The sequence below is a fragment of the Pseudoclavibacter sp. Z016 genome, from assembly GCF_002931215.1.
Classification (GTDB): domain Bacteria; phylum Actinomycetota; class Actinomycetes; order Actinomycetales; family Microbacteriaceae; genus Pseudoclavibacter.
This window is the reverse complement of sequence record NZ_PSTU01000002.1, coordinates 109,690-133,978: the sequence shown is the minus strand read 5'-3', so window position 1 is coordinate 133,978 and position 24,289 is coordinate 109,690. Positions and strand designations below refer to the sequence as shown.

27 protein-coding genes are annotated in these 24,289 nt (G+C 68.9%); 7 read left to right on the top strand and 20 right to left on the bottom strand.

Features of this window, described 5'->3' with window-relative positions:
• Positions 1-79 precede the first annotated feature (79 nt).
• The 5 genes from C5B99_RS00855 to C5B99_RS00835 all read right to left on the bottom strand — a co-directional run bounded on the left by C5B99_RS00855 (position 80) and on the right by C5B99_RS00835 (position 2,927).
• On the bottom strand, positions 80-619 hold the full coding sequence (locus C5B99_RS00855; RefSeq protein ID WP_104239881.1) for a hypothetical protein: 540 nt from the start codon (positions 617-619) through the stop codon (positions 80-82).
• On the bottom strand, positions 616-1,008 hold the full coding sequence (locus C5B99_RS00850) for a PadR family transcriptional regulator (RefSeq protein ID WP_104239880.1): 393 nt from the start codon (positions 1,006-1,008) through the stop codon (positions 616-618). The genes C5B99_RS00855 and C5B99_RS00850 overlap by 4 nt, the downstream gene beginning before the upstream one ends.
• A gap of 95 nt (positions 1,009-1,103) precedes the next feature.
• A complete protein-coding gene (locus C5B99_RS00845; protein WP_181059478.1) occupies positions 1,104-1,742 on the bottom strand; it encodes an ABC-2 transporter permease in 639 nt (212 codons plus the stop codon).
• Complete coding sequence (locus C5B99_RS00840) at positions 1,739-2,587, bottom strand: ABC transporter ATP-binding protein (RefSeq protein WP_181064901.1); 849 nt, start codon at positions 2,585-2,587, stop codon at positions 1,739-1,741. The genes C5B99_RS00845 and C5B99_RS00840 overlap by 4 nt, the downstream gene beginning before the upstream one ends.
• Positions 2,580-2,927 carry a GntR family transcriptional regulator gene (locus C5B99_RS00835; RefSeq protein ID WP_228496687.1) on the bottom strand — a complete coding sequence of 116 codons (348 nt, stop codon included), beginning with the start codon at positions 2,925-2,927 and terminating at the stop codon, positions 2,580-2,582. Before C5B99_RS00835 ends, C5B99_RS00840 begins: the two co-directional genes overlap by 8 nt.
• A 184-nt stretch (positions 2,928-3,111) precedes the next feature.
• On the opposite strand from C5B99_RS00835, the gene C5B99_RS00830 reads away from it, so the two are divergent.
• Entirely contained in the window at positions 3,112-4,023 is a 912-nt protein-coding gene (locus C5B99_RS00830; protein WP_104239878.1) for a MerR family transcriptional regulator, read from the top strand.
• Positions 4,024-4,114: 91 nt separating this feature from the next.
• The gene (locus tag C5B99_RS00825) at positions 4,115-5,935 is read left to right on the top strand and encodes a carboxylesterase/lipase family protein (RefSeq protein ID WP_104239877.1); all 1,821 of its coding nucleotides are present in this window, start codon (positions 4,115-4,117) and stop codon (positions 5,933-5,935) included.
• Positions 5,936-5,956: 21 nt separating this feature from the next.
• On the opposite strand, the gene C5B99_RS00820 is transcribed toward C5B99_RS00825, so the two are convergent.
• From C5B99_RS00820 to C5B99_RS00800, 5 genes are all read right to left on the bottom strand, one after another.
• Positions 5,957-7,750, bottom strand: a complete 1,794-nt coding sequence (locus C5B99_RS00820; RefSeq protein WP_146081911.1) for a cell wall metabolism sensor histidine kinase WalK — start codon at positions 7,748-7,750, stop codon at positions 5,957-5,959.
• A 68-nt stretch (positions 7,751-7,818) separates the two neighbouring features.
• Positions 7,819-9,006: an ABC transporter permease gene (locus tag C5B99_RS00815; RefSeq protein WP_104239875.1), complete on the bottom strand. Its 1,188-nt coding sequence runs from the start codon at positions 9,004-9,006 to the stop codon at positions 7,819-7,821.
• Positions 8,999-9,721 (bottom strand): ABC transporter ATP-binding protein, encoded by a 723-nt coding sequence (locus C5B99_RS00810; RefSeq protein ID WP_104239874.1) that lies wholly within the window; start codon positions 9,719-9,721, stop codon positions 8,999-9,001. The genes C5B99_RS00815 and C5B99_RS00810 overlap by 8 nt, the downstream gene beginning before the upstream one ends.
• Positions 9,718-10,761, bottom strand: coding sequence for a peptidoglycan-binding protein (locus tag C5B99_RS00805; RefSeq protein WP_104239873.1), 1,044 nt, complete (start codon positions 10,759-10,761; stop codon positions 9,718-9,720). The genes C5B99_RS00810 and C5B99_RS00805 overlap by 4 nt, the downstream gene beginning before the upstream one ends.
• A complete protein-coding gene (locus C5B99_RS00800; RefSeq protein ID WP_104239872.1) occupies positions 10,758-11,378 on the bottom strand; it encodes a hypothetical protein in 621 nt (206 codons plus the stop codon). Before C5B99_RS00800 ends, C5B99_RS00805 begins: the two co-directional genes overlap by 4 nt.
• Positions 11,379-11,494: 116 nt before the next feature.
• On the opposite strand from C5B99_RS00800, the gene C5B99_RS00795 reads away from it, so the two are divergent.
• Together C5B99_RS00795 and C5B99_RS00790 are read left to right on the top strand one after the other, a co-directional pair.
• Positions 11,495-12,178: a response regulator transcription factor gene (locus tag C5B99_RS00795; protein ID WP_104239871.1), complete on the top strand. Its 684-nt coding sequence runs from the start codon at positions 11,495-11,497 to the stop codon at positions 12,176-12,178.
• Between the two features lie 54 nt (positions 12,179-12,232).
• Positions 12,233-12,427, top strand: coding sequence for a hypothetical protein (locus C5B99_RS00790; RefSeq protein WP_104239870.1), 195 nt, complete (start codon positions 12,233-12,235; stop codon positions 12,425-12,427).
• A gap of 29 nt (positions 12,428-12,456) precedes the next feature.
• On the opposite strand, the gene C5B99_RS00785 is transcribed toward C5B99_RS00790, so the two are convergent.
• Positions 12,457-14,142, bottom strand: coding sequence for an amidohydrolase (locus C5B99_RS00785; protein ID WP_181064900.1), 1,686 nt, complete (start codon positions 14,140-14,142; stop codon positions 12,457-12,459).
• Positions 14,143-14,292: 150 nt separating this feature from the next.
• Between C5B99_RS00785 and C5B99_RS00780 the strand changes: the two genes are divergently transcribed.
• A complete protein-coding gene (locus C5B99_RS00780) occupies positions 14,293-15,696 on the top strand; it encodes an APC family permease (protein ID WP_181064899.1) in 1,404 nt (467 codons plus the stop codon).
• Between the two features lie 24 nt (positions 15,697-15,720).
• On the opposite strand, the gene C5B99_RS00775 is transcribed toward C5B99_RS00780, so the two are convergent.
• The 4 genes from C5B99_RS00775 to pdhA all read right to left on the bottom strand — a co-directional run bounded on the left by C5B99_RS00775 (position 15,721) and on the right by pdhA (position 19,845).
• Positions 15,721-16,305, bottom strand: a complete 585-nt coding sequence (locus C5B99_RS00775; protein ID WP_104239867.1) for a TetR/AcrR family transcriptional regulator — start codon at positions 16,303-16,305, stop codon at positions 15,721-15,723.
• Positions 16,306-16,471: 166 nt separating this feature from the next.
• Entirely contained in the window at positions 16,472-17,740 is a 1,269-nt protein-coding gene (locus C5B99_RS00770) for a dihydrolipoamide acetyltransferase family protein (RefSeq protein ID WP_104239866.1), read from the bottom strand.
• 9 nt (positions 17,741-17,749) lie between these two features.
• Entirely contained in the window at positions 17,750-18,745 is a 996-nt protein-coding gene (locus C5B99_RS00765) for an alpha-ketoacid dehydrogenase subunit beta (RefSeq protein ID WP_104239865.1), read from the bottom strand.
• Entirely contained in the window at positions 18,742-19,845 is a 1,104-nt protein-coding gene (pdhA, locus tag C5B99_RS00760) for a pyruvate dehydrogenase (acetyl-transferring) E1 component subunit alpha (protein ID WP_104239864.1), read from the bottom strand. The genes C5B99_RS00765 and pdhA overlap by 4 nt, the downstream gene beginning before the upstream one ends.
• Positions 19,846-19,992: 147 nt before the next feature.
• Here pdhA and C5B99_RS00755 point away from each other — a divergent pair, with 147 nt between their 5' ends.
• On the top strand, positions 19,993-20,634 hold the full coding sequence (locus C5B99_RS00755) for a TetR/AcrR family transcriptional regulator (protein WP_104239863.1): 642 nt from the start codon (positions 19,993-19,995) through the stop codon (positions 20,632-20,634).
• A gap of 47 nt (positions 20,635-20,681) precedes the next feature.
• Here the strand turns inward: C5B99_RS00755 and C5B99_RS00750 are convergent, their stop codons facing one another.
• The 3 genes from C5B99_RS00750 to C5B99_RS00740 form a co-directional block, all read right to left on the bottom strand.
• Positions 20,682-20,900 (bottom strand): helix-turn-helix transcriptional regulator, encoded by a 219-nt coding sequence (locus tag C5B99_RS00750; RefSeq protein WP_104239862.1) that lies wholly within the window; start codon positions 20,898-20,900, stop codon positions 20,682-20,684.
• A gap of 3 nt (positions 20,901-20,903) precedes the next feature.
• Entirely contained in the window at positions 20,904-21,380 is a 477-nt protein-coding gene (locus C5B99_RS00745; protein WP_104307365.1) for a hypothetical protein, read from the bottom strand.
• Positions 21,381-21,535: 155 nt separating this feature from the next.
• Positions 21,536-21,976, bottom strand: a complete 441-nt coding sequence (locus C5B99_RS00740) for a UTRA domain-containing protein (protein ID WP_104239860.1) — start codon at positions 21,974-21,976, stop codon at positions 21,536-21,538.
• A 239-nt stretch (positions 21,977-22,215) separates the two neighbouring features.
• Here C5B99_RS00740 and C5B99_RS00735 point away from each other — a divergent pair, with 239 nt between their 5' ends.
• On the top strand, positions 22,216-22,956 hold the full coding sequence (locus C5B99_RS00735) for a chromosome condensation regulator (protein ID WP_258062986.1): 741 nt from the start codon (positions 22,216-22,218) through the stop codon (positions 22,954-22,956).
• A 52-nt stretch (positions 22,957-23,008) separates the two neighbouring features.
• Here the strand turns inward: C5B99_RS00735 and C5B99_RS00730 are convergent, their stop codons facing one another.
• A complete protein-coding gene (locus C5B99_RS00730; RefSeq protein WP_104239858.1) occupies positions 23,009-23,602 on the bottom strand; it encodes a class I SAM-dependent methyltransferase in 594 nt (197 codons plus the stop codon).
• A gap of 46 nt (positions 23,603-23,648) precedes the next feature.
• Positions 23,649-24,212, bottom strand: a complete 564-nt coding sequence (locus C5B99_RS00725; RefSeq protein ID WP_104239857.1) for a TetR/AcrR family transcriptional regulator — start codon at positions 24,210-24,212, stop codon at positions 23,649-23,651.
• Between the last annotated feature and the right edge of the window lie 77 nt (positions 24,213-24,289).

Genomic DNA, 24,289 nt, shown 5'->3' with positions numbered 1-24,289 from the left:
ATTCTCCTCCAGAGTTCGGGTCATCGGTCATCGGCAGAGCTGTCGAGCTGGGCCAGATCGGGCCGGGTGTGCGTCGGATCTAGTGCTGGCCGGGCAGTGCCCAGCGGCGGCGGAGGTAGTCGGCGACGAAGATGTTGCCGAGGAGCGGCAGCACAGCGAAGATGATCACGCCGACGACCCACGCTTCTGTCCCGCGGAACGCGAAGATGCCGATGCTCGAGACGACGATCACGGCGACAGACGCGAGGATGCCGTTCCTGCGCACTCGCGACGACCAGTGCTGGCTCGCGCCGATCATGATGAGTCCGGCCACCCAGCCGAGCACTGGCACCAGGTACCAGCCGGCGATGAGGACGATGGACATGATGATCGGGTACGCGCGGCTCGGCCCGGTCCCTTCGGGCGAGGGCGTCTCCGCCATGGCGTCGGCTGCGATCGTGCTCGGTGCCCCGAGCTCTCGGATGCGGACTCGAGTCTCGTCGGCATCGAGGCCGCGGAGCGTGTCCGCGATGTCGTTGAGCACCTCGTCCCGGACCTGGGGCGCCCCATCGCGAAGTGCTGCTTGGAGCTCCTTCAGGTAGCTGCCTGCGATTTCGTTCTGCGATTCGAAAGGCTTCATCGGTCTCCTGCTTCCGTCTGGTCGCGTGAGCGGATGCTGTCGCTCGCGGTCGTGGTGGTGGTCGTTCGTGATTGCGTGACTTCCTCCACGGCGGAGGCGAACGGCGCCCACTGGGACCTGAACTGCTCCAACTCGGCGTGTCCCTGACTGGTGATGGCGTAGTACTTCCGGGGTCGCGCCGAGTCGGAGTCGTCGGCGTGCGCGGCGATCAGCTCGCGCTCGCGCAGTCGAGTCATCAACGGGTAGAGCGTTCCGATGCTGCCGATGAGCCCGAGGGAGACCAGTCGTTCTGAGATCAGCCACCCGTACATGGGCCCCTGTTGAAGGAGTCCGAGGACGCAGTACTCGACGACGCCCTTGCGGAGTTGCGCACCGACTGAGGTTGTCATGCATTGCACTTTACTTTGTAATGCAAGGTATTGCAATGCATGCTGTTCGATGCGGGTCGCCAGGAATGCGGGAGTGGCGGAGTGCAGGAATGCGGTCAGCGCAGTTCGCGCGCCCGGTAGAAACGTGCAGCGAGACCGGTGCCCACGGTGATGCCGATGATGCCGATGGCGGCGCACGCCGCGACGATGCCCTCGAGGGGCAGGGCCGAGAACGTGTCGTCGCCGAGGACGCCGGTGGCCTGGCCCACCCAGGCTCCGCCCGCGATGACGATCACCGGGGCGTAGACCATGAAGCGTCCACGGGTGTAGCCGACGCGGAAGAGCACGGGGAGCTGCACGCCGACCGCCAGGCCGATGATCGCGAACGCCGCCGCGTAGTTCACGAGAAGCAGTTCGGGCGCGAGCTCGCGGTTGCGCACCCACGCCATGACGAACGTCACTGCTGTCGCGACGGCCACCGCGGCGAGGCCGTAGAGGAGCACCGAGATCGCGCGCCCGACGACAACTGCGCCCCGCGAGATCGGGAGCACTCCGTAGAGCGTGTCGAGTCGATCGCGTTCGTCTCCCAGGAAAGGGGCGGACAGGATCAGGGATGTGACGAGGGCGGATGCGGCGATGGCCATCCCCGGTAGCGGGAGCACGATGCCGACCAGGGCGATGAACGCGAGCAGCAGCAGCGTCTGCTTCTTGACGGCCCAGGACATCAGGTCGAAGCGAGTGAATGCGAGCGTCATGCTGTTGCCTCCTCGTGTGCGGCGGCCAGGTGGATGATGATGTCGTCGATGGTCGCCTCGTCGATCACGACCTCGGGCCCGTACTGCGGGGAGTCGTCGACGCGGATGAGCGCGGACCATCCCTGGCCCGTGTGCTGGGGGCCGAGTGCGCTCGCGGGCACGGTGCCTGTGCCGCGCGCGATGGCGTAGCTCCCCTTGACGTCGGGGAGTGGGCCTCGGCGCGCGATGCGCCCGCCCACGAGCACGATGAGGTCATCGGCGAGCTCGTCGAGGTCGGTCGTGATGTGCGTCGAGAACAGCACCGCGTGCCGCGCGTCGACCATGAACTCGCGGATCACGTCCGTGATCTCCCGGCGCGATGCCGGATCGAGTCCGCTCGAGGGCTCGTCGAGGATGAGGAGCTCCGGCTGCTGCGCGAGGGCGCACGAGAGCGCGAGCTTCACGCCCTGTCCGCGGGAGAGCTCACCGACTCGCCGCTTCTCGGGGATGCTGAACCGGTCGAGCAGCTGCGCGAAGCGGGCGTGATCCCACCTCGGGTAGAACGGGGCGAGCCTTCGGCCGAGCGACGTTACGCGCCAGTCCTCGGCGGCTGTCGGCCGGTCGAGGACGATGCCCGTCTTCGCGAGGGCCGTGCTCGCTCCAGCTGGGCCGCCGAAGACCTCGATGCGTCCCGCGTCGGGGGTGATCAGGCCAAGCAGGGAGCGGATGATCGTGGTCTTCCCGGCGCCGTTCGGGCCGACGAGTCCAACCACGGAACCGCGCGGGATGCTGAATGAGATGTCCTCGACCGTGAAGTCGGGTCGAGTGATGCGCAGGTCTGAGATCTGCGCTGCGTCGTCAGTCATTGTTCCTCCAAGCCTCATCAAGGCGTCGGTGCATTTCGTCGATGTCGATGTGGGCGCTTCGGGCTGCGATGAGCAGCTCGTGCAGTGCGGCGGCGACTCGCTCCTCCAGTGCTCCGGAGGCGATCGTGGGGTCGACCTCCAGCACGACGAATCCGCGGCCGTGCTCGTTGCGGACCAGGCCCTCGTGGACGAGGTCGTTGTACGCGCGAGTCACGGTGATGACACTCACTCGGAGGTCTGCCGCCAACTGGCGCAATGAAGGCAACGTCTCGCCTGCCGCGGCATCTCCGGACAGGATCGCCGACCGTACCTGCGTCTTGATCTGTTCGTAGATGGGCAACGAGGCGCTCGTTGAAATCAGTACTTTCCGCATGCGAACTCCACTGTACATAAACACCATAACACCAGAACAGTTCTCATTCTAGACCCCGCCGTCTCCGGCTCGGATCGACGGCGGACTTGCACCTTCCGCAGCGTCATGTGGTGCAGTGGATGCATCCAGCCACCCCCGAGGAAGGCCCCACATGCTGTCGTCGTTCATCCCGCCCCGCCAGGTCACGATCGGCGGAGCCGCCGAATTCGTCGGGACCACGCCCCGCGCGATTCGCCACTACCACCAGCTGGGGCTGATCCCGGAGCCGGCGCGGGGGAGCGACGACCGCCGCCGCTACGGCTACGACGAGATGATCCAGCTGCTGTGGATCCGTCGGATGGCCGACGCCGGTATCGCCCTCGACGACATCCGCGATGCCTTCGCGGACGCGGACGTGGCCGACTCAGTCGACAGCGGCGGCGATGTCGCGCGCATCCTCGAGCGGCTGGAGGAGTCCCTCGTCGCGCGGCAGGCCGAACTCGAGCGGCAGCGGACGGCGGTGCAGCGCATGCGCGCGCAGGGCAGCAGGTTGGGTTTGCTCTCCGATGTCGTGAGCGACCGCCTGGCAGAGCTGCCAGAGGGGGCCCTGCGACAGGACGACCTGGACACCCTCCTCGTGACCGAGCGGATCTTCGGCGCACTCGGTGCTTCCGTCCAGGCATCCCGGTTCATCGCCCTGGCCACCCACCCGGAGCTGCGGGAGGAGGCCGACCGCATCGACGCCGCCGAGGAGGCGCTGGACGATACCGTCGCCGTCGACGACCCCCGCGTGGCTGAGGTGGCCGCTGAACGGGCCGCCTTCGAGGCCACCCTCAACGGGGTCATCGAGAGCTCCGGCCTCGCGCAGGCCGACAACGACCGCTTCGACGCCTGGGAGGAATCACATCCTGCTCCTGCCGATGACCACGAGGGCGCGGAGGACGCCGCCGAAGATGCCGAAGACGCCCGTGCAGCGCGCGGGACGAGCCTCGCCGAGGCCGTCCAGATGATGCCGTACGACTTCTCCCCAGCGCGCTGGCGGAGCATGGAACTCGCGCAGGAACTGGCGCTCGAGCTCTACTGACCCACCACGACGCGAGTCAGCGTCGCGCACCCTGCCTTTGTGGAGGTCGCGGTGCGGTGAGGTGTCTGAGAGCTGAAACGAGGAGAAGACCATGAGCCGTCCGCGAACTCCGCGCGCGTCCCGGACACCGAAGTTCGGCGCCAGGTGGTGGGTGCCGCTTGCGCTGGTCTCGGCCCTCGGCGGGGTTCTGGTTTGGCTCAACCAGGGGCTCTGGTGGGCCTGGCTGCTGGTGGCCGCCAGCGTGCTGCTCGTCGCGCTCGCGGCGCACACGTGGGGTTCCCGCCGGTGGTTCGTGCAGGTGCCGGCATGGCTGGTGTCCGCCTCCCTGGTCGCAGCGATTGCCATCGCGGCTGGTCCGCCGATCGTGACCCGGACCATCGATGGTCCGCACACCGCCGCCGTGGCGACCGAGCAGGGAGCGGTGGTCGGGGTGCGCGACGAGGAAGCCGGGGTGGAGGCGTTCGCCGGCATACCGTACGCGGCCCCTCCCGTCGGCGACTTGCGCTGGGCGGCGCCGCAGCCCGCGCTTCCTCGCGCTGAGACCCTGATCGCGGACGATTTCGGCCCTTCTGCTGTGCAATCCGAGCCGTCGTTCTTCGTCCGCGCGGCGACGCAGGTAATGGATGTGCCGCTCGAGAACACCCTGCTCGGCGGCTACGCCACGGACGAGGATGCGCTGCGGCTCAACATCTGGCGCAGCAGTTCGGCGCAGCCCGAACAGCGGCTCCCGGTGCTGGTGTTCGTGCACGGTGGCTCATTCACCGGTGGGTCTGGGGCGCTTCCCGCCTACGACGGTGCCGCGCTGGCTGCTCGCGGCGAGGCAATCGTCATCACCATCAACTACCGTCTCGGCGTGTTCGGCTTCTTGGCGGATGAGGAGCTGGGGGACGAGGGCGGCAACCAGGGTCTGCGCGATCAGATCGCCGCGCTGCACTGGGTGCAGGACAACATCGCCGCGTTCGGGGGCGATCCCGGCCGGGTCACCGTGGCGGGGGAGTCTGCGGGCTCCGGCAGCGCCTGCATCCTCGGCGTCTCCCCGCTTGCTGCGGGGCTCGTCCACGGCCTCATCGGCGAGAGCGGCAGCTGTCTCGGAACGGCCGGCGACAGAGACGCCGGCGACCTGTACGACACCGCCGAGAACGCCCGCGCGGCCGCAGCCTCGTTGCAGGAAGCGCTCGGGGTCGCGAGTCTGGCCGAGCTGCGCGCACTGCCCTCCGAGGCGATCCAGGAGGCTGCGGCTTCGCTGTCGGCGCACTGGTGGCCGCACATCGACGGTGCGCTGCTCCCCGCCTCGCCCACCGAGATCTACGCCGCCGGCGCGCAGAATGACGTCCCGCTGCTCTTGGGCAGCAACGCGGACGAAGCCTCCCTGTCGTTGCTGGGGAGCCTGGACACGGACCCGGGCGCCTACGAGCAGGAAGCCCGCGAGACCTACGGCGCGGAGGCGGATGCCTACCTGCAGCTGTACCCGGGCGAGACCGCGGAGCAGGTGCTCGACTCGCGCGTGCGGGCGGAGACCGACAGGTCCATGATCAGCCCGACCCACGAGTGGGGCGTGAGCGCGGCGGCGACGGGTACCGGGAGCGTCTATCCGTACTTCTTCACGCGGGTGCCACCTGACCCCGCACTCGAGCGATTCGGCGCGTACCACGGGGCCGAGGTCATGTACGCGTACGGCAATCTGGGGGCCGATGGCGACGTCGCCTACGAGGCGATCGATCATCGTCTCGAGGCCGAGATGACCGGCTACTGGCTGGCCTTCGTCAGGACCGGCGACCCGAACGGCGATGCGCGGCCTGCCTGGCCCACGCTCCAGGCATCTCCCGATCACGTCCTCGAGCTCGGCGATGAGACCAGGGTCGTTCCGAGGCCGCGCCAGCAGGAGGTCGACTTCTGGCTGGCTCAGGGCTGATCCCGCCGCACGCGGAACCCGTCACTGTGGTCTGAGCGGAGGCAGCGACACCTCGAACCGGCTGCCCTCGCCGAGAGTGCTCCGCGCCTGGATCGTGCCGCCGAGCGCTTCGGCGAGGCTGCGGGCGATCGAGAGGCCGAGGCCGGTGCTCTGCCCTGCGCGGACTCGAGAAGGCTCCCCGCGCCAGAGGCGATCGAAGACGCGGGGGAGGTCGGCTGGGGCGATGCCCGTCCCGGTGTCGATCACGGCGATGCGCACCGTGCCGTCTGCTGTCGCCGCCTCGACGTCGACGCGTCCGCCGGACGGCGTGTGCCGGAGCGCGTTCGAGAGGAGGTTGTCGAGGATCTGCCGCAATCTGGCGGGATCGGTGGTGAGCGGCAGCTGCTCGGGGGTCGTGACGTTCAGCTCGACGCCTGCGGTGGCCGCGCGGGCTCGGTACGCCTCGGCGAGCTCCTGCACGACGGCGGCCGCATCGCACCGCGTGCGCTCCAGCACGAGGTCGCCGGACTCCGCGAGCGCGAGGAGCTGGAGGTCGCCGGTGATGCGTTCCATGCGACTGGCCTCGTCGAGCACGAGCCGCCGGAGCGCCGCATGTTCGAGGCCGAGTCCATCGTCCGCAGCCTCGACCCATCCGCGGATGTTCGTGAGCGGGCTGCGCAGCTCGTGAGCGATATCGCCGAGCAGGCGCCGGCGGGACGCTTCGTGTCCGGCGATCTCGCTGGACATGCGGTCGAATGCCGCACCGATCCCGGCGAGATCGTCGCGGGCATGCAGGCCCGTGCGAGCGTCGCGGTCACCGGCGCTGAAGCGATCGACGGCGGTCTCGAGTCGGCGCGCGCTCCGCAGGGTCGGCCCGATGATGAGCGCGGCAGCTGCCGACAGGAGCGCGAGCAGCACCACGATGAAGACTCCGAAGCGGGCGATCGATCCTGGGCTCGCGTCGAGCGGACCCTGCGGGCCGCCACGCTCGTCGGTGAGGACCACGTGCACCGCGGGCGCGGTCGTCGCCTCGGACTGGTCGATGCGCGCCTGCAGGAGGCACTCATCTGCGGTATCGCCGCTTGCCGGGACGGTGCGCAGCGCGAGATGCGCGGAGTCGCTCGACGGGGGCAGGTCGAGCTCGACGTCGGCGACGAGAGGTGCATCTGCGGCGAGCATGCACGCGTTCGTGCGATCGCGGAGCTCGTCGAGGGCGGTCCGCTCGCTCGGCAGTGGCGTGTTCAGGGCCGCACGGCCGCAGTCTGGGGCGTCTTCTCCGCCGACGACCACAGGGCGACCGCTCGCCCACACCGTCGTGTCGACGAGCGCGTCACCCAGGCACTCCACCACCGCGCTCGCCTGCCCTGTGAGCTGGTCGCGCTGCGTCTGATCGAGCAGGAAGGGCCCGGTGATTCCCTCGTGCAGCTGCGGCTCGAGCGTCACCGGGTCGGAGAGCGGCTCGAGCGGGTCGAGCAGCCGAGTGGAGCTCGCTGGGCGGGGCAGATCGGGCGCCGTGTCGGCGATGACCGTCCCCGCAGCGTCGATGACGGCGATGCGGCGCCCTGTCTCGTTGCCCAGGAGCAGCAGCGTTGGCCCGACGGTGCTCCAGTCGGTGTGGCTCCCAGCCCAGTTCGTGAGTTCGTCGATCACCTGCTCGTCCCGCATGAGCGCGGCGCCGGACGCCTGCTCGTCGTAGCGGTACTCGGAGGTCTCCGCGAGCCAGATCGTGCCGCCCGCCGACGCGATGACGAGCAGTACTCCAGCCGCGAGGTAGCGGGCGAGCAGCCGGGGCACACGTCGGGCGCCCGCGGCCCCGGCTCTTCTGCTTCTGCTCATGTCGTCTGCCATGCTCTCATCGCTGTTCGCCCGGAATGGTATCCGCGCACGGTCGACGCCCTGCCTGCTCACGTCGCGGCGAGGGCCGCCGTCGGCGACTGTCGCGCGGCGCGGATCGAGGGGGCGAGTCCGGCGACTGCGCCTGTCGCAAGCGCCGCTGTCATACCTGCCACGATCGTCTCCACCGGAACGACCAGCGGCCACCCCTGCACGACGCTCCAAGCTGCGGTGCCGAGCAGCCCGAGCGGCACTCCGGATGCGCCGCCCAGCGCGCAGAGCAGGATCGCCTCCAGGAGGAACTGGGCCCGGATCTGCCCGCGGTGTGCGCCGAGCGCGCGTCGCAGGCCGATCTCCCGGCGACGCTCGAGCACGGAGACGAACATCGTGTTCGCGATGCCGATGCCGCCGATCACGAGCGCGACCGCGGCGAGCGCGAGGAACAGCCCATCGAAGTTGGAACGGGCGGCGTCCTTCGCGGCGAGGACGGCCGAGGGCTGACTCACCTGCACGAGCCCGCTCGCCCCCGGGGCGAGGGTCGCGGCGACGACCGGACGCAGCGCCTCGATCGACGCCTCGTCTCCGGTGACGTAGGCGACCGTCGGTGCGCCATCGAAGCCGAGCCAGCGCTGCGCCGCAGCATCGTCGACGAGGACCGCTGACTGCAGGTCGCCGGAGAGCGGCGTCGCGGAAAGCACTCCGATGACGGTGAACGCGACGCCGCCGACGTCGATCGTGACGGGACGGTCGGGGAGCTGGGACAGGCCGAGCCGCTCAGCGGCGTCGATGCCGAGCACCGCTGTGGGCAGGTCGCTCTCTGCCAGCCAGCGACCGGAGGTCACCTCCGCCCTGAGCACCGCGGGGAGGTCACCGCGAACGGCGAGCGTCGTCAGCCCGGTCTCCGGGTACTCGCGGAGCTCGTTGCTGCGAATGGGGGCGTGGGCATTGCCGACCGTCGCGGCATCGGTCACGGCCCCGATGCGCTGCAGCATGCCGAGCGCCTCGGCCGGAAGCGGGACGGGGTCTCCGTCGGCACCTGAACGTGGGTCGGCGCGCAGCAGGTCCGCGCCGAGCGCGGTGAGCTGTTCGTCGAGCGCGGCCTGCGAGGACGCGGGCACCGCGGTGACGGTCACCAGCGTGGCGATGCCGATGGCGATGCCGATGGTGGAGAGCACGGCGCGCAGCGGCCGAGTGCGAAGCCCGACCGTGCCCACCTCGAGCAGGTCTCGGAGGCCGAGGCGTCTGCGGCGCTCACGCATGCTCCACCGCCTCGGTACCGGCATCGGTTGTGGTGGCGGTGTTCGTGTCGGCGACGATGCGGCCGTCGCTCAGCTCGACGCGGCGCGGCAGTCGCGTGGCGAGCTCGACGTCGTGGGTGATGACGACGACGGTGGTGCCCTCGTGGTGCAGCCGCTCGAGCAGGCTGAGCACACGTTCGCCGTTCGCGGTGTCGAGGGCGCCGGTCGGTTCGTCGGCGAGGACGACGAGCGGATCGGTCACGATCGCCCTGGCGATGGCGACTCGCTGCCGTTCGCCGCCGGAGAGCTCCTGCGCCGCGTGCCCCATGCGGTGCTCGAGCCCGACGCGCTCGAGCGCCGCGCGTGCGAGATCGCGGCGCGCTCGCCTCGGAACGCCGCTGTAGAGGAGCGCCATCATGACGTTCTGCTCGGCGGTCACGCCGTCGCTCAGGTGGAAGCCCTGGAAGACGAACCCGATCGTGCTGCCCCGCAGGGTGGAGAGCGCACGATCCGTGAGATTTCGGGTGTCGGTCCCGCCGATGCGAACCGCACCGCTCGTGGGGCGGTCGAGCGTGCCGAGCACGTTGAGCAACGTCGACTTGCCGGCGCCGGAGCGTCCGACGATCGCGGTGAGCTCACCGGGGTCGATCTGCAGCGAGACGTCGTCGAGGGCGACGACTCCACCGGGGTGGATGCGGCTGACTCGCTCGAGCTCGAGTGCAGGCGTCGTCGTCATCGTGCCGACACCACCGTCATGCCGGCGTCGATTCCCTCGCCGCTGACCTCGACGCGGTCGTCCGCGATCAGACCGATCTCGACGCCGTGCAGTCCGCCCCGGTCGTCCTGCAGGGCGTACCCGCCTTCGGCGAGGGCGACAAGCGAGGCCACGGGGACGATCAGCACGTCCTGCACCGATCTGGTGACGATGCGGACGGTCACGGCGGCAGCGTCGACGCCGTCGAGGGCGGCCTGATCGTCGATCGCGACGATTGCGTCGACCTTCGCCTCGGCCCCCTCGCCGGTCGTGTTCACGCTGTCGATGGAACCGTCGACGACGCGTCCATCCGGCAGCTCGATCGTGGCTCGTGCACCGGCGCCGATCACCCCCGCATCCTGCGCCGGGACGGACGCCTCGACGACGCGCGTCGTGAGCGTCACCGTGTATGGCTGGCCAGCCGCAGTGTCGCCGAGGCGGGCGCTCACGGCGGCGACGCGACTCGACGCGCTCAGGACGACCACGTCGGCGGGTCCGAGGATGCCGGTGCGCTCGACGCCGAGCGACTCCTGCCAGTCCCGCACTGCCTGCTTGAAGTGCTTCCCCGTCTCGAACGTGTCGATGTCGCTGGGGTACAGGTAGCCGAGGTCCATCAGGTTCGACGCGACCATGCTGACATCGGCCCCCTCCATCTGCGGCTTGTCGATCGCGCGGTAGAGCGGAACCTCGCCGATGAGCACGGGCACCGGGCGCTCGTTCGCGCGCAGGGCCACCGACCCCCGATCAAGGACTTCGCCCGCCTCGGGCAGCCAGGTGATGATGCCATCCGCCTTCGTCGTCACGGGGGCCGCGGTGCCGAAGCCGACGGCACCGTCGAGGCGAGCGGTCTGCACGAGCTCGCCACGCTCGACGACCGTGGTGGACGGCGCGGCTGTCTCCTCCACGGGGGCTGCCTCATTCGCGGGCCGGAGCACCAGGGCGGCACCGCCGGCGCCCGCGGCGAGCGCGGAGCAGACCGCGAGCGCGACGATGAGCGCGGTGCGGCGACGACCTCTCGTCATGCAGCGCTCCCATCCGATTCGGAGGCCACACAGGCATCCACGTACTGCATGCCAAGCGAGATCGAGGTGGCATCGTTCGTCTCACCGCCGAAGGCGATATTGATCCGGCCGAACTGGTCCGCCTCCGCGATCTCGACCTCGCGGACGCCGCGATCGTGCAGGCAGTCCACCACGCCCTGCGCGAACCGCAGCGCATCCGGGTTCTGCACGTCGAGCTCCCACGGAGGCAGCGGCGCCACGCGCAGGCAGAGAGCCTCGGCCTCGGCGGCCTTCACCGGATCCCCACCGTCGCTGGCGCTGACCGAGTCTCCGCCGCCGCCCACGGGGGCGTCCTGCGGTGCATCGGTGTGGTCTTCGAGGCAGCGATCCCGCGCCTTCCAGGCGTCCGCCTCCTCTTCGTCCGACATGTCGAGACGCAGGCGCACCGGCTCGCCGTACTCCGCGATGAGCGCATCGGCTGCCTCGGTCAGGGCCGGAGCGGCCGTCTCCAACGTCGCGATGCCGGTGTCACCCTCAGGGCTCTGGTCGGCTGAGGGTGCGGAGCACGCGGCGAGCACTCCGACGAGCGCGATGGCGCCTGCTGCGGCGGTCAGGGATCGGTGGGTGATGCGGAGCATGAGTCCTCCTCGTGTCGTGAGCGGCCGTGACCCACGCTCGTCCTCGGATGTGAGGGACTTGTGAGCGTTCAGTGCAGAGCCAGACCGCATGGCGGACGCGTGCTTAGGGTTGGGTCGTGACCAGAGTCTTGATCGTCGAGGACGATGCGCTGCAGTCCGAGCTCGTCCGCCGCTACCTCGAACGCGAGGGGCATGACGTGACGGTGCTGGCCGACGGCGCCGAAGCGCTCTCCGAGGTGCGTCGCTCTGCGCCCGACCTGCTTGTCCTCGACGTGATGCTCCCCGGGGCCGACGGCCTCACCGTCTGCCGCACGCTGCGCGAGGAGCAGTTCGAGCTCCCGATACTCCTGCTCACCGCACGCTCCACGGAGAACGATCTGCTCCTCGGGCTCGAGCTCGGCGCCGATGACTACCTCGCCAAGCCGTACAGCCCGCGCGAGCTCGTCGCCCGAGTCCGCGCGCTTCTGCGGCGAGTCCACCGCACGGCGCCGGCCACGAGGGTCGTCGCCGTCGGCGACCTGGAGATCGACCCGGAGCGGCGTCGAGCCACCCTCTCCGATCGGCTCCTCGACCTCACCCGCGCGGAGTTCGACCTGCTCGAGGAGTTCGCCCTGCACCCCGGTATCGTCCTCAGCCGCGCCCGCCTGCTCGACCGCCTGCATGGCACAGATCGCTGGATCGGAGGCCGCACGATCGACACCCACGTGAAGAACCTCCGGGCCAAGATCGAGGCCGATCCGCAGACGCCGTCGAGGCTCCTCACCGTCTACGGGGTCGGGTACACGCTCCACGAGGGCTGAGCCGGACACACATCACGACCACACCCAACCGCGCTTCAACCAAAGGAACACTGCATGCGACTTCTCGGAACGATTCTTCTTGCCATCGGATTCATCGCGCTCGCCGCGGCGGTCCTCATCACCGACCCGACGGCACTCGATGCGAACATCGGTGCCGGGATCCTCCAGATGGCGGGGTTCGTCGCCGGAGGCGCAGGTCTCGCCGTTCTCCTCATCACTCTGCTCGTTCCGAAGCGCACATCTCGCTGAGGACTTCGCGGACGGAGACCGCCGTCGGTCTAGGTGAGCGAGCCGAAGGCCAGCTCTCCTTCGAACAGGACCGCCGACGGGCTCACCTGTCCGAGCTGGTCGAGCTCCACGTCGAAGAGGTCCCGGTCGAGGACGACGAGGTTCGCGTCCTTCCCGACCTCGAGGGACCCGACTCTGTCATCGATCCGGAGCTGTCGAGCCGCTTCGATGGTGTGCCCGCGCAGGAGCGCGGTGACCTCGAAGCGCGATTCGCGGCTCGGCCGGATGCTCCCCGGGTAGCGGTCGGGGTCGAGGGGCAGCTCAGGGTCGACCCGCGTCGCGGCCACCTGCATGCCGAAGAACGGGTTTCCCCGGTGGAGCTCGAAGTTCGTCACGACGTCGCTCGCGAAGGTCATCGAGGTGCCGGCCTGCAGGACGCCCCGGAAGTCGTACATCCGATTCCATCGCTCGTCCCCGAGGTAGCTCTTCGCTTCTTCACCGAAGTACCCCGCCGACCAGTGGTTCGTCCAGTTCACGATGATGCCGAGCTCGGCCGGCCGGTGCATGTCGGCCGGGTCGATGAGCTCGCAGTGCGCGAACGTCACCTGCGTCCGCCAGGCACCGCCTGTCCCGGCGAGCGACTCCTTGGTGGCCGCGACGGCATCGCATCCAGCCCGGAAGGCGCGGTCGCCGACCATGTGGATGTGCACGTCGATCTCCGCCTCGTTCGCCAGCAGCAGGCAGCTCACAAGCTCGTCGGTCTCGATCTGCATCTCGCCGAGACTGCCGGAGTCGTCGTGGACCAGCGGAGCGAGGACCGCGCTGTTCCCGCTCTCGTTCGTGCCGTCGAGGAAGAGCTTGAGCGTTCGCACGCGGATGTGATCCGTGCCGTGCTCGCGGTCGAGGCGCTGGGCTCGCTCGATCGCGTCGGGAAGGTCGGCGAGGGTCCGGAACCGAACCGCGCCTTCGTACCTGGTGTGCAGCTCCCCGCGTCGGTGGAGCTCGCGGAGTGCGGGGAGCACATCCTCGTCCTCGATGAGCGCCTCGAAGAGGGACGTGACACCGTGCCGGGTCATGAACTCGAAGAACGGCTTCAGGCTCTCGGCGGTCAGCTCCTCTGGTGGGCGCCACCCGATGGAGTCGTACAGGCGGTCGATGAAGCGGAGGTGCGCGAACTCGAGGATGTGACCAGTCGGCACGCCGTGTGCGTCACGGACGAACATCTCGAGGCCAGGCACGGGGTCTGGCGTGTGCTCGTCGACCTCGAGCAGCTCGAGCATCTTCGAGTTGACCCAGTGCGCGTGGTCGCTGAAGTCCTGGCAGAGCACGGGGCGGTCGCTGATCGCCGAGTCGAGGAGCTCCTTCGTCGGGGCGCTTCCCGCGAACAGCGTGCTCGGGTAGTACTCGAAGAACAGGTAGGGCGCCTCCTCCTTGGGGTGCCGCTCGCCGTGTTCGCGGATGAAGGCGAGGATCGCGTCCACGTCGTCCGTCTGCGGGAGGGAGACGTGCCAGGCGCTCTTCGCGACGCCGCTGGGATGCGTGTGGGCGTCGATCAGGCCGGGCAGCACGAGTCGTCCGCCCAGGTCGTAGCTGGGAAGCCCCTCCGCTGGGAAGGGCAGCGAGTCCTCCTCCCTGAGCATCTGCGCGATCCGGCCGTCACGGATGACGGCTCCGCTCGCCCACGGAGCGGCCTCGTCGGCGGTGAAGAATCTGCCGTTCGTCAGGATCAGGTCCACGATGAGCGCTCCTTGCGGGTAGAGACGTAACAACTTGGAAATGCAGTCTGGCATAAATTAGCAATGTTGGTAATCTATTCGCCAGAGGGCACGCTTCGTGCCCCACTCCACGCGACAGTGCAGTCGACGGAGACCCCCAGAGGAGCACCCGTGAGTCAAGCCACCCAGTTCGTTCGATCACTCAAGCTGCGTCACCTCCTGGCGTTCGGGCTTGCCTACCTCGCCCCGACGGCCATCTTCAACTTCTACGGCATCGCCACCGAGCTCAGCGGGGGCATGATGGCCCTCGCGTACCTCGTGACGCTGGTCGTCATGTTCTTCACCGCGTACTCGTATGCGCAGATGGTGAAGGCCTTCCCGGTCGCCGGGTCCGCGTACACCTATGTGCAGAAGAGCGTGCATCCCTACCTCGGCTTCGCGACCGGCTGGGTGTTCCTGCTCGACTACATGCTGCTCCCGATGATCTGCTACCTGCTGTTCGGGATCTACATGGAGGAGTACGTTCCCGCCATTCCGACCGCCATCTGGGTGATGCTCGCGGCCGGCTTCGGCGCGGTCATGAACATCCTCGGAGCACGGGTCTCCGGGCGGCTCAACATCGCCGTCGTCTCCGCGCAGATCATCTTCGCGGTTGTACTCATCGGCCTCATCACGAGCTACGTCCTGCAGGGCGGTGGAGCCGGTGGCCTCTTCGTGCCGGAGGCCATCTACAACCCCGAGACGTTCAACTTCGGCAACGTGATGTGGGCGGCTTCGATCCTCGCCGTCTCCTTCCTCGGCTTCGACGCCGTCTCCACGCTCGCGGAGGAGACCCACCAGCCGACCGTCACGATCCCGCGAGCGATCCTGATCATGTGCATCGGCGCGGGCCTCGGCTTCGCGACGATCGCCTACTTCCTGCAGATCGCGTGGCCCACCGGGTACGCGGAGTTCGAGGATCCGGATACCGGCATCTTCGAGCTCCTGCCCCGGATCGGGGGAGAAGCGCTGAACATCACGTTCTTCGTCGCCGATCAGGCCGCGAGCATCCTCTGCGCGATGGCCGCCGTCGCCGCCGTCTCCCGCGTGCTCTACGGCATGGGGCGCGACGGTCTGCTCCCGAAGCGGTTCTTCGGCAAGCTCTCGCCGCGATTCGGAACCCCGGTCAACAACATCGTGCTCGTCTCCGTCGCGGCGCTCGGCGCCGTCTTCTTCACCGACAACCTCCTCGGCGCGACCTCGCTCACGAGCTTCGGTGCCATCACGGGCTTCATCATGGTCAATATCGCCGTGATCAACCACTACTTCGTTCGCCAGCGCCGGCGTTCGGGGATGGATGTGGTGCGCTACCTCGTCCTCCCGCTGATCGGCGTCGCCACCAATGTCGCCCTCTGGGTGAGCATCGATTCCTCGGCGAAGATGCTCGGCATCACCTGGCTGATCATCGGGGTGATCTACCTCGGCTTCCTGACCAAGGGCTTCCGCCGTCTGCCCGCGCAGATCCGCGCGGAGGACGAGGTCGGCGACGACGAGAGCACCCGCAGTCTCGAGGTGCCGAGCGCCGATCGCAGTTGAGCCACGATCGGGCGGCGGCGGCGCTCAGGCAGCCGCCGCCGCTTGGATCATCGACGCCGCCAGGTCGCGAAGCGGACTGGTCTGCGCGTCCGGGAACTGGAGAACGCTCATGCTCGAGGACCCGATGGTGAGGCACAGCATGGCATAGCCGAGCGCCTCGCTCCGTGCGACGTCCATCTCCCGGTGCGTCGCCCTGATCGCCGCGGCGACCTCGGTGACCACGGTTGCGTAGCTGTCGAGCAGGCGCCGCCTGACCTGCTCGTCGTGCTGGGACCAGGCCAGGAATGCATCGAACACGGCATCGTCTGGACTCGCTTCGACACCGGTGCCGAAGAGGAAGTCGAGCACCCCCTCGAGCCCCTGGCCGGAGCGCGCGGCCTGCACCCGTTCGTGCATCTCCTGCGCGTACGGGTCCATCGTCGAGTTCCAGACGAGCTGGATGAGCTCGTCGCGGTTGCCGACGTAGTGCCGGATGTGCGCCCGGCTCAGCTGAGCTTCGGAGGCGATGCGCTCCTGGGTCGCGCCCTCGACTCCGTACTTCCCGATGACTCGCTTCGCGGCCGCGACGATCTGCGGGCGCCGCTCATGCACAAGACTCGGTCGGCCCATGTGGTCCCTCCTTCAGCTTCCCACCTGGAGTGGGCGTCGCCCGGGCTCTCCGGTTTCGAGCGACGGTCCCACCACAGTACGAGATCGCCGCCCGGGAAGCCGGACCGCCATCACCGGGTCGGGGTCGCGGGGGTGCGACCGTCCCCGCGACCGCGATTCCAGTCGCTCAGGCGATGACGTGCATGGGCCGTTCGAGGAGCCCCGTCAGCGTGGCGAGGAACTCCGCGGCAAGGGCTCCGTCGATGATGCGGTGGTCGGCGGAGAGGGTGTATCGCAGGCGGTGACGCACCTCGACTGCCCCGTTGACGGCGACGGGTTCTGGCCTCGCCGCGCCGACCGCGAGGATCGCCCCCTCCGGCGGGTTGATGATGGCGGTGAACTGCTCGACGCCGTACATGCCGAGGTTGCTGATGGTGAACGTGCCGCCCGCCATGTCCGAGGCGCCGAGCTTGCGTTCCTTCGCGAGTCCGGCCAGTCGCCGAGACTCGCGCGCGATCTGCGACGCCGGCCTCAGATCTGCGTCGTCGATCACCGGCACGACGAGCCCGGTCGGGGAGGCGATGGCGATGCCGATGTTGACGCGCCCGTGGAGCAGGGTCTCTCCACGGCCCTCGGGGGAGTAGGAGGCGTTGACTCCCGGATGCGAGCGAAGCGCGATGGCGCAGGCGCGCACGAGGAGATCGTTGACGCTGATCTTGGGGCGCCCCGTCGATTCGAGGTTGCCGTTCAGCTCGGCGCGGAGCGCCATGAGGGCCTCGACGTCGGCCGCAGCCGTGACGAAGAAGTGCGGCACCGTGCTGCTGCTCTCGCTGAGGCGTCGAGCGATCACTTCGCGGGTCTTGTCGAACGGGACGACCGTTGGCTGTCGCTCATCAGGAGTGTTGGTGTTGGTGTTGGTGCCAACGGTGGTCTGGCCCGCCGTCGCGCGCGACGTGCACCGAGCGGGCGACGCGATGGCCGTGTCCGCGGGGGAGGCCTGGCGTGCGCGTGCATCCTCGATATCGGCGCGGACGATCCGGCCGCCGGGGCCGGATCCCAGGACGCCCGACAGGTCGATCTCGTGCTCGCGGGCGAGTCGGCGCGCGAGCGGCGTCGCGAACAGCCGCTGTCCTGCTGTGCCCTGGTGGTCGGCCTGGGAAGCGACCTCCGAAGCGACCTCCAAAGCCTGAGCGTCCGCGCTCGCGGCCGCTGCGTCTTCGTTGCCGTCATCGAGGCGCGCGATGACCGTGCCGATGGTCGCCACCTCGCCTTCGGCGACCAGGATGTCGCGCAGGACGCCGGCGTCGTAGGCCTCGTACTCCATGGTGGCCTTGTCGGTCTCGACCTCGACGAGCAGGTCGCCAACGGCGACGGCATCGCCTGGCTGCTTGTGCCACGCGGCGATGGCGCCCTCCTGCATGGTGTCGGAGAGGCGGGGCATGAGGATATTGATCATGGGGTGTCCTTAGATGCGGCGGGAGACCGCGGCGAGGGTCTGCCGGATGGCGGTGGCGGCGTCGTCCGCGGAGGGGAGCGCGGCGGTCTCGAGCGGCTTGGAGTAGGGCATGGGCACCTCGGCCATCGCGACCCGGCGCACGGGTGCGTCCAGCCAGTCGAAGGCGCCGTCCGAGATGGTCGCGGCGATCTCGGCGCCGATGCCGTAGGTGAGCCAGTCGTCTTCCAGGACGACGGCGCAGTGGGTCTTCTTCACGGATGCGATGACGGTGTCGCGGTCGAGCGGGCGCAGGCTGCGGAGGTCGACGACCTCCACGTCGATGTCCTCGGTCTCGGCGAGCCGCTCGGCCACTTCGAGGGCGACGGCCGCCATGCGCGAGTAGGCGACCACGGTGATGTCGGCACCCTCGCGGGTCACGGCGGCCCGGCCGATCTCGGCGGGGGTGTCGTCGTCCGGCACCTCGCCCTTGGTGTTGTAGAGCGCCAGGTTCTCGAGGAACAGCACGGGGTCGTCGTCGCGGATCGCGGCCAGCAGCAGCGCCTTCGCGTCAGCGGGGCTGGACGGGGCGACGACCTTCATTCCGGGCACGAACGCGTAGTACAGCTCGATGTTCTGCGAGTGCGTGGCGCCGAGCTGCTGCCCGCCTCCGCCCGGGGTGCGGATGACGAGGGGGACCCGGGCCTGACCGCCGAACATGCCGTAGATCTTCGCGGCGTGGTTCACGATCTGGTCCAGGGCCAGCAGCGAGAAGTTGATGGTCATGATCTCCACGACCGGGCGCAGTCCGAGCATCGCGGCGCCGATGGCGGCTCCCGTGAACCCCTCCTCGGCGATGGGGGTGTCTCGCACGCGCTTCTCGCCGAACTCCGCGAGCATGCCGGCGGTGATCTTGTACGAGCCCTCGAAGACGCCGATCTCCTCGCCGATGAGCAGCACGTTCTCGTCTCGCAGCATCTCGGCGCGGAGGGTGTCGTGGAGCGCCTGACGGTAGGTCATCATGCTCATGCGGATGCTCCGATCGTGGGTGAGGGGGATGGTTCGAAGAGCGGCTGGCCGGGCAGCCTGCGGGAATCGTTGGGAACCGGTGTGGCGTAGGTGTAGTCGAAGAGCGTGTCGACCGACGGGTGCGGGCTCGCCTCGGCGAACGCGACGGCCTCGGCGACGGCGGCCATGGCGGCAGCGTCGATGTCGGCGATTGCCTCGTCAGTCAGGAGTCCCTGCTCGGCGAGGCGAACTGCGAACGCGGCGATGGGGTCGCCGACCTTGAGAGCCTCAGCCTCCTCGCGGGTGCGGTACTTCGCGGGGTCGACGACCGAGTGGCCCTTCAACCGCTCGCTCACCGTCTCCAGCAGGAACGGCTTGCCGGCCCGGGCGCTCGCGAGCGCGCTGGCCGCGGCGTCCCGGACGGCGACCGGGTCGTTCCCGTCGACGCGGGCGGATGCCATCCGGTACGAGGATGCCCGCTTGTGCAGCTCGGGCTCGCCGGAGGCGCGCTCGACCGTGGTGCCCATCCCGAGGCCGTTGTTGACGACCACGTAGACGACCGGCAGGTCCCACAGGGCAGCGATGTTCAGCGACTCGTGAAACGCCCCGATGTTCGTGGTGCCGTCTCCCATGACGCAGACCACGGCCTCTTGGCCGCTGCGGTAGTCGATCGCGAGGGCTGCACCGGTGGCGAGCGGCACCTGCCCGCCGACGATGCCGTACCCGCCGAGCAGGCGCGACTCCAGGTCGAAGAGGTGCATCGACCCGCCCCACCCCTTCGACACGCCGCCGCTGCGCCCGTAGAGCTCTGCCATGATCCGCCCTGGCGCGATGCCTCGCCCGAGCGCGTACCCGTGCTCCCGGTAGTTCGTGAAGAGGTAGTCGGTCGACTCCATCGCCGCCATCAGGCCGACCACCGTCGCCTCCTCGCCGAGGTTCAGGTGGCAGTAGCCACCGATCTCCGCCTGCGTGTACGAGCGGGCGGCGCGCTCCTCGAACCGCCGGATCAGCACCATCTGGCGGTAGAACTCGACGAGTCCCTCACTGTCGAGGGACGTGGTGTGCGCTGGGGGTGGATTCGACGCTGTCTTCCGCGGGGTTGCGGATCTGCGTGCAGCCATTGGGAGCTCCTCTCGCCTGACCCTTCTGGGGCTCGGCGCGATCGACCGCGAGGGATGACCACGCGGGTAATGAAACGAATACGTCTCATTATAGGATGGTTGTCGTCGAGGGTCGACATGCGAAGCACGAGGTGGGGAGCACTGCGGATGAGCGAGACCGTGTCGAGCACGAGCCGCAAGCGGGGCCGCCCGACCGCCCAGGAGCGGGAGGAGCGCCGAGACCAGATCCTGGACGCCGCCGTCGCGCTGTTCGTGTCGAATGGCTACGGCCAGGTCACCGTCGACGAGATCGCAGCAGCCGCACGGGTCACCAAGCGCACGATCTACACCTACTTCGGCGACAAGGCGGAGGTGTTCACCGCGGCGATCGAGCGGTTCCGCGCTCGCGACCTCGCGAACCACGGGGTGACCGCCGAGTCGCTGCTCGAGACCGCAGCGCGGCTCGTCTTTGTCCTGCACTCGGACAACGCCGTCGGCCTGCACCGGCTCATGATCGGAGAAGCGGCGCAGTTCCCGGAGCTCGCGTCGGGCTTCTACTCCAGCGGCCCACGGGGGTACGTCGCCCTGCTTGCGCAGTGCCTCTCTCCTGCGAGCGGGCTCGTGCAGGTGAAGACGGACGCGGAGGCACTGGCGCTGGCGGAGGCGCTGTTCGGGCTGCTCCTCGGTGAGCCGCACCGTCGCCGCCTGCTCGGGCTGGCGCCCGCACCGAGCGCGGCGGCTGCGCGCGCGCACGCCGAGCAGGTCATCGCCCTCCTCGGGCTGACGGAACGCCCGCGCGACGACGGCTGACGCGGCCCTTCTCGCGGATGCCTGCGGGAGTCGTCAGAGGGGACCCGTCACTCGGTGTCGTCGGCCCCGTCGGCGTCATCGTCGTCGAAGATGCTCTCGATCGGGCATTCGAAGACGCGCGCGAGTCGGAACGCGAGGGGTAGCGAGGGGTCGAAGCGGCCGCGCTCGATGGAGATGACCGTCTGGCGGGAGACGCCGAGCTCTTCCGCGAGGCGCTGCTGCGACCACCCGCGTTGCTTGCGAAGCGCCGGGAGCTCGTTCTTCACCGACTAGCCTCGCCTTCGCTCGAGGCCATACCGGATGCTCACCGATCCCATCGCGACGATGATCACGGCGACCAGAGCAAGGAGCGCGGGAATGTCGAGGTTCCCGACCGCGATGACCGCGGTGCCGAGACCGGTCACGAGCAGGGTGTCGCCGAACGCGCCACTCGTCGCGCGTTCGATCCACGCCGACTCCACCGACTGCTCGGGACGCGGGGTGGCCCCTCGAAGGCTGTCCCGGTCGACGGACAGCGCCCACACGAGACCGGCACAGGCCCAGAACGACACCAGCACCGTCGCGAACCACCCGACGAGCGGGTGCGGGCCGGCGGACCCTGTCAGCACCAGAATCGTTGCGATGGCGCAGGCGAGGAGCAGGCCGGAGGGGATCGCCAGCCAGAGCGCCGACCAGCGCCCGCCGAACTTCACTCGGCCCCACCGGCTTCGAGTGTCCGCTGTGTACGAAGAACGCTCGGTGTCCATGTTGCACTCCCATGTGTAAAGCTAGCTTGACTGTCGAGACAGTTATACACGTCAAGCACGCTTGACACAAGGGTGAGGCCAGCGGTCCGTTCAAGCGGGCTCAAGTGGGTCGGCAGATGGCAGCATCGGCGACCTTGAACGCCGACCGGCGAAGGTCAGAACGCGATCGGCCGCACGTAGTGCGTCCCCCGCCGCGACCTGCCGGATGCTGACACCGTGAAGCGCACGATGTCGCTCCGGTAGCGGTCATCGGAGACCTCGAAGACGCGGCCATCGTTGTCTCGCGTCACCCGGCGCAGGCGCAGGACGGGGGAGCCTTCCTCGATCTCCAGCAGCCTGGCGTCCAGTGCATCGGCGGCCTTCGCGTCGATCTCGTGGTCGATGTCGGTGTAGCCGTAGCCGCGGCTGTCGAGGAACTCGGTGATGGACACGGTGTTCAGGTCGACCTCGAAGAGGTGGCGTCCGACTTCCTCCGTGAACGTGAGCCGCTCGAGCATCGTCGGCCGGCCGTCGAGGCTGCGGAGTCGGAGGACGCTCGAGCACGACGCTCGATCCTTCGAAGCTCCGGAGCACCGAGAGCTCCTCCGGCGACTCATCCGCTGGTTGCGTCCCTAGTACGACGGCGAGCTGGCCCCGTCGTCGGAGTGATACCGGAGGGCACCGCACGTCGATGAGTGCGGTACGACGAACGGGCTGAGACGATCAACGTATGAGCTTCGACCAGCACGCGAAACCTGCCCGCGCGAAGATCGCGGCCGGTCGACGACACTCTGCCGGTGTGATGGCAGGCGGGGCTGTGTGCACCGCTGGTCAAGCGCGCTCTGAGGAGCGACGGGTGGAAAGCTGGTCCGACGTCATCTCGGTCGCTGTCGGTGGGGTGCATACCGCAGCGAACACGGGCCGATCTCACACAGTGGGGTTGCGCGCGGACGGCACCGTGCTCGCCACCGGTTGGAACAACGAGGGGCAGTGCGACGTCGGCGACTGGACGCAGGTCGTGGCTGTTGCCGCCGGCTGGCGGCGCACTCTCGCCGTCTCCGCGGACGGGCGAGCCCTGGCGGCGGGGAGGCGGAACGAGGGAGCGAATGACGTCGAAGGGTGGAGCGAGCTTGTCGCCGTCGCCGCGGGAGACTGGCACACGGTGGGGCTTCGCGCAGACGGCACGGCGGTCGCTGCGGGCAACGATCGGAGGGGGCAATCCTCCGTGGCGGACTGGCGCGGCGTGAGCGCGGTGGCTGCGGGCTACCTCCACACTGTCGGTCTGACTCGAGAAGGTCGGGTGGTTGTCGCTGGCGATCGGGCGGCGGGCCTCGTGGATGCGCTGGAGTGGCGCGACGTGGTGGCCCTCTCAGCGGGGAGCCGCCACACGGTTGCTGTCCTCGGGAACGGTCGGGTGCGCGCATCCGGTGACAACGGGCGTGGGCAATGCGAGGTCGCAACGTGGCGGGACGTCGTGGCGGTGGCCGCGGGGTCAGCGCACACGCTCGGCCTGCGCGCAGACGGAACAGTGCTTGCATCCGGCAACAGCGACGACGGGCAGTGCGATGTCGCCGAGTGGAAACTCGAACTCGCCTGAAAGGCCGGGCCGAAGCATCCCTCCTGCGATGCCACCCGCCGTTCAGCCAGGCTCAAGCGAGTCGGCAGACGACGGCGCCGTGTGGTCTGTGGGTTCTGCTCGTTCGCCGATGGGATTCGAGCACCTCGAATCCGGATGCTTCCAGGGTTTGCTCGAACTCGCTCGCCGGCCACCGGTACGCGGTTGTGATGGCGTGATCGAACGCTTCGCACGCGGGACCTTCGAAGTACCCGAGGACAAGCAGGCCGCCTGGGCGCAGGACCCGAGCGAACTCGGTGAGGGGTTCGGAGATGCGAGACGGGTCGTGGTGGATCGTCGAGTACCAGGACAGGACGCCCCCGAGGGAGTCGTCGGGCTCGTCGATCTCGTCGATGCTCCCCACATCGAATCGCACGCCGGAATACGAGGATCGCGCACGCTCGATGAAGGCCGGGACCAGGTCGATGCCCCGGACCTCGAGCCCCCTCCTGGCGAGATAGTCCGTCCACTGCCCGGGCCCGCAACCGGCATCCAGCACCCGACCGTCAACTGCGGCCGCCCAGCTGTCGATGAGCTGACGGTCGGAGTCGTGCACCGACTCCATCGAGCCCAGGAGGGTGCTGTACTCCTCAGCTCGCAGGGAGTAGGCGTTCGTGGTGTTCGACATTCAGCCGATGCTAGCGAAGCGTGCGATCAGCGAGGCGCTGCTGTCGTCAGGCGGTCCAGGCGGCGGCGATGCTGCGGTCGACGACTCGTCGCCACCCGGCGGGGGCTGAGGGGTCGTGGCTTGCGGTTCCTGCCATCCACAGCACTGTCATGAGGTCGTCGGCGGTGAAGTCTCGGGAGAGGGCGCCTGAGGTGTGGGCGTCGTCGATCAGGTCCTGACCGAGCGCGGTCGAGCGATCGCAGGTCTCGATGAGTGAGGTTGCGTTCGGGAAGCGACGGAGCATGGCATCGCTCAGCGCCGGATCATCGACCTGTAGGTCGATCATCCCCGCGATGAACGCCTCCAGCCGTGCGCGAGGCGATGGCTGACTCAGTGATCGCTCCTTGAGTGCCAAGAGCTTTTCACCGGCGATTGCAGGGATCACGGCGTCGATGAGGGCTTCACGGGATCCGACCCGGTTGTAGAGGGTGCCGATGCTCACGCCCGCCTCGCGAGCGATCTCGTCCAGCGGGGCCGCGAGCCCGCGGCGCGCGAATACCGTCCGTGCGGCTGCGTGGAGCCTCTCGACGTTGGCTTGGGCATCTCGGCGGAGGCCGTTGGTACGTGTCATGACGATTCCGGTAGATATTGAGGGTGGCCTCAACATATGATGCAGAGGAACTTGAGGACAACCTCAACCTAACCCAC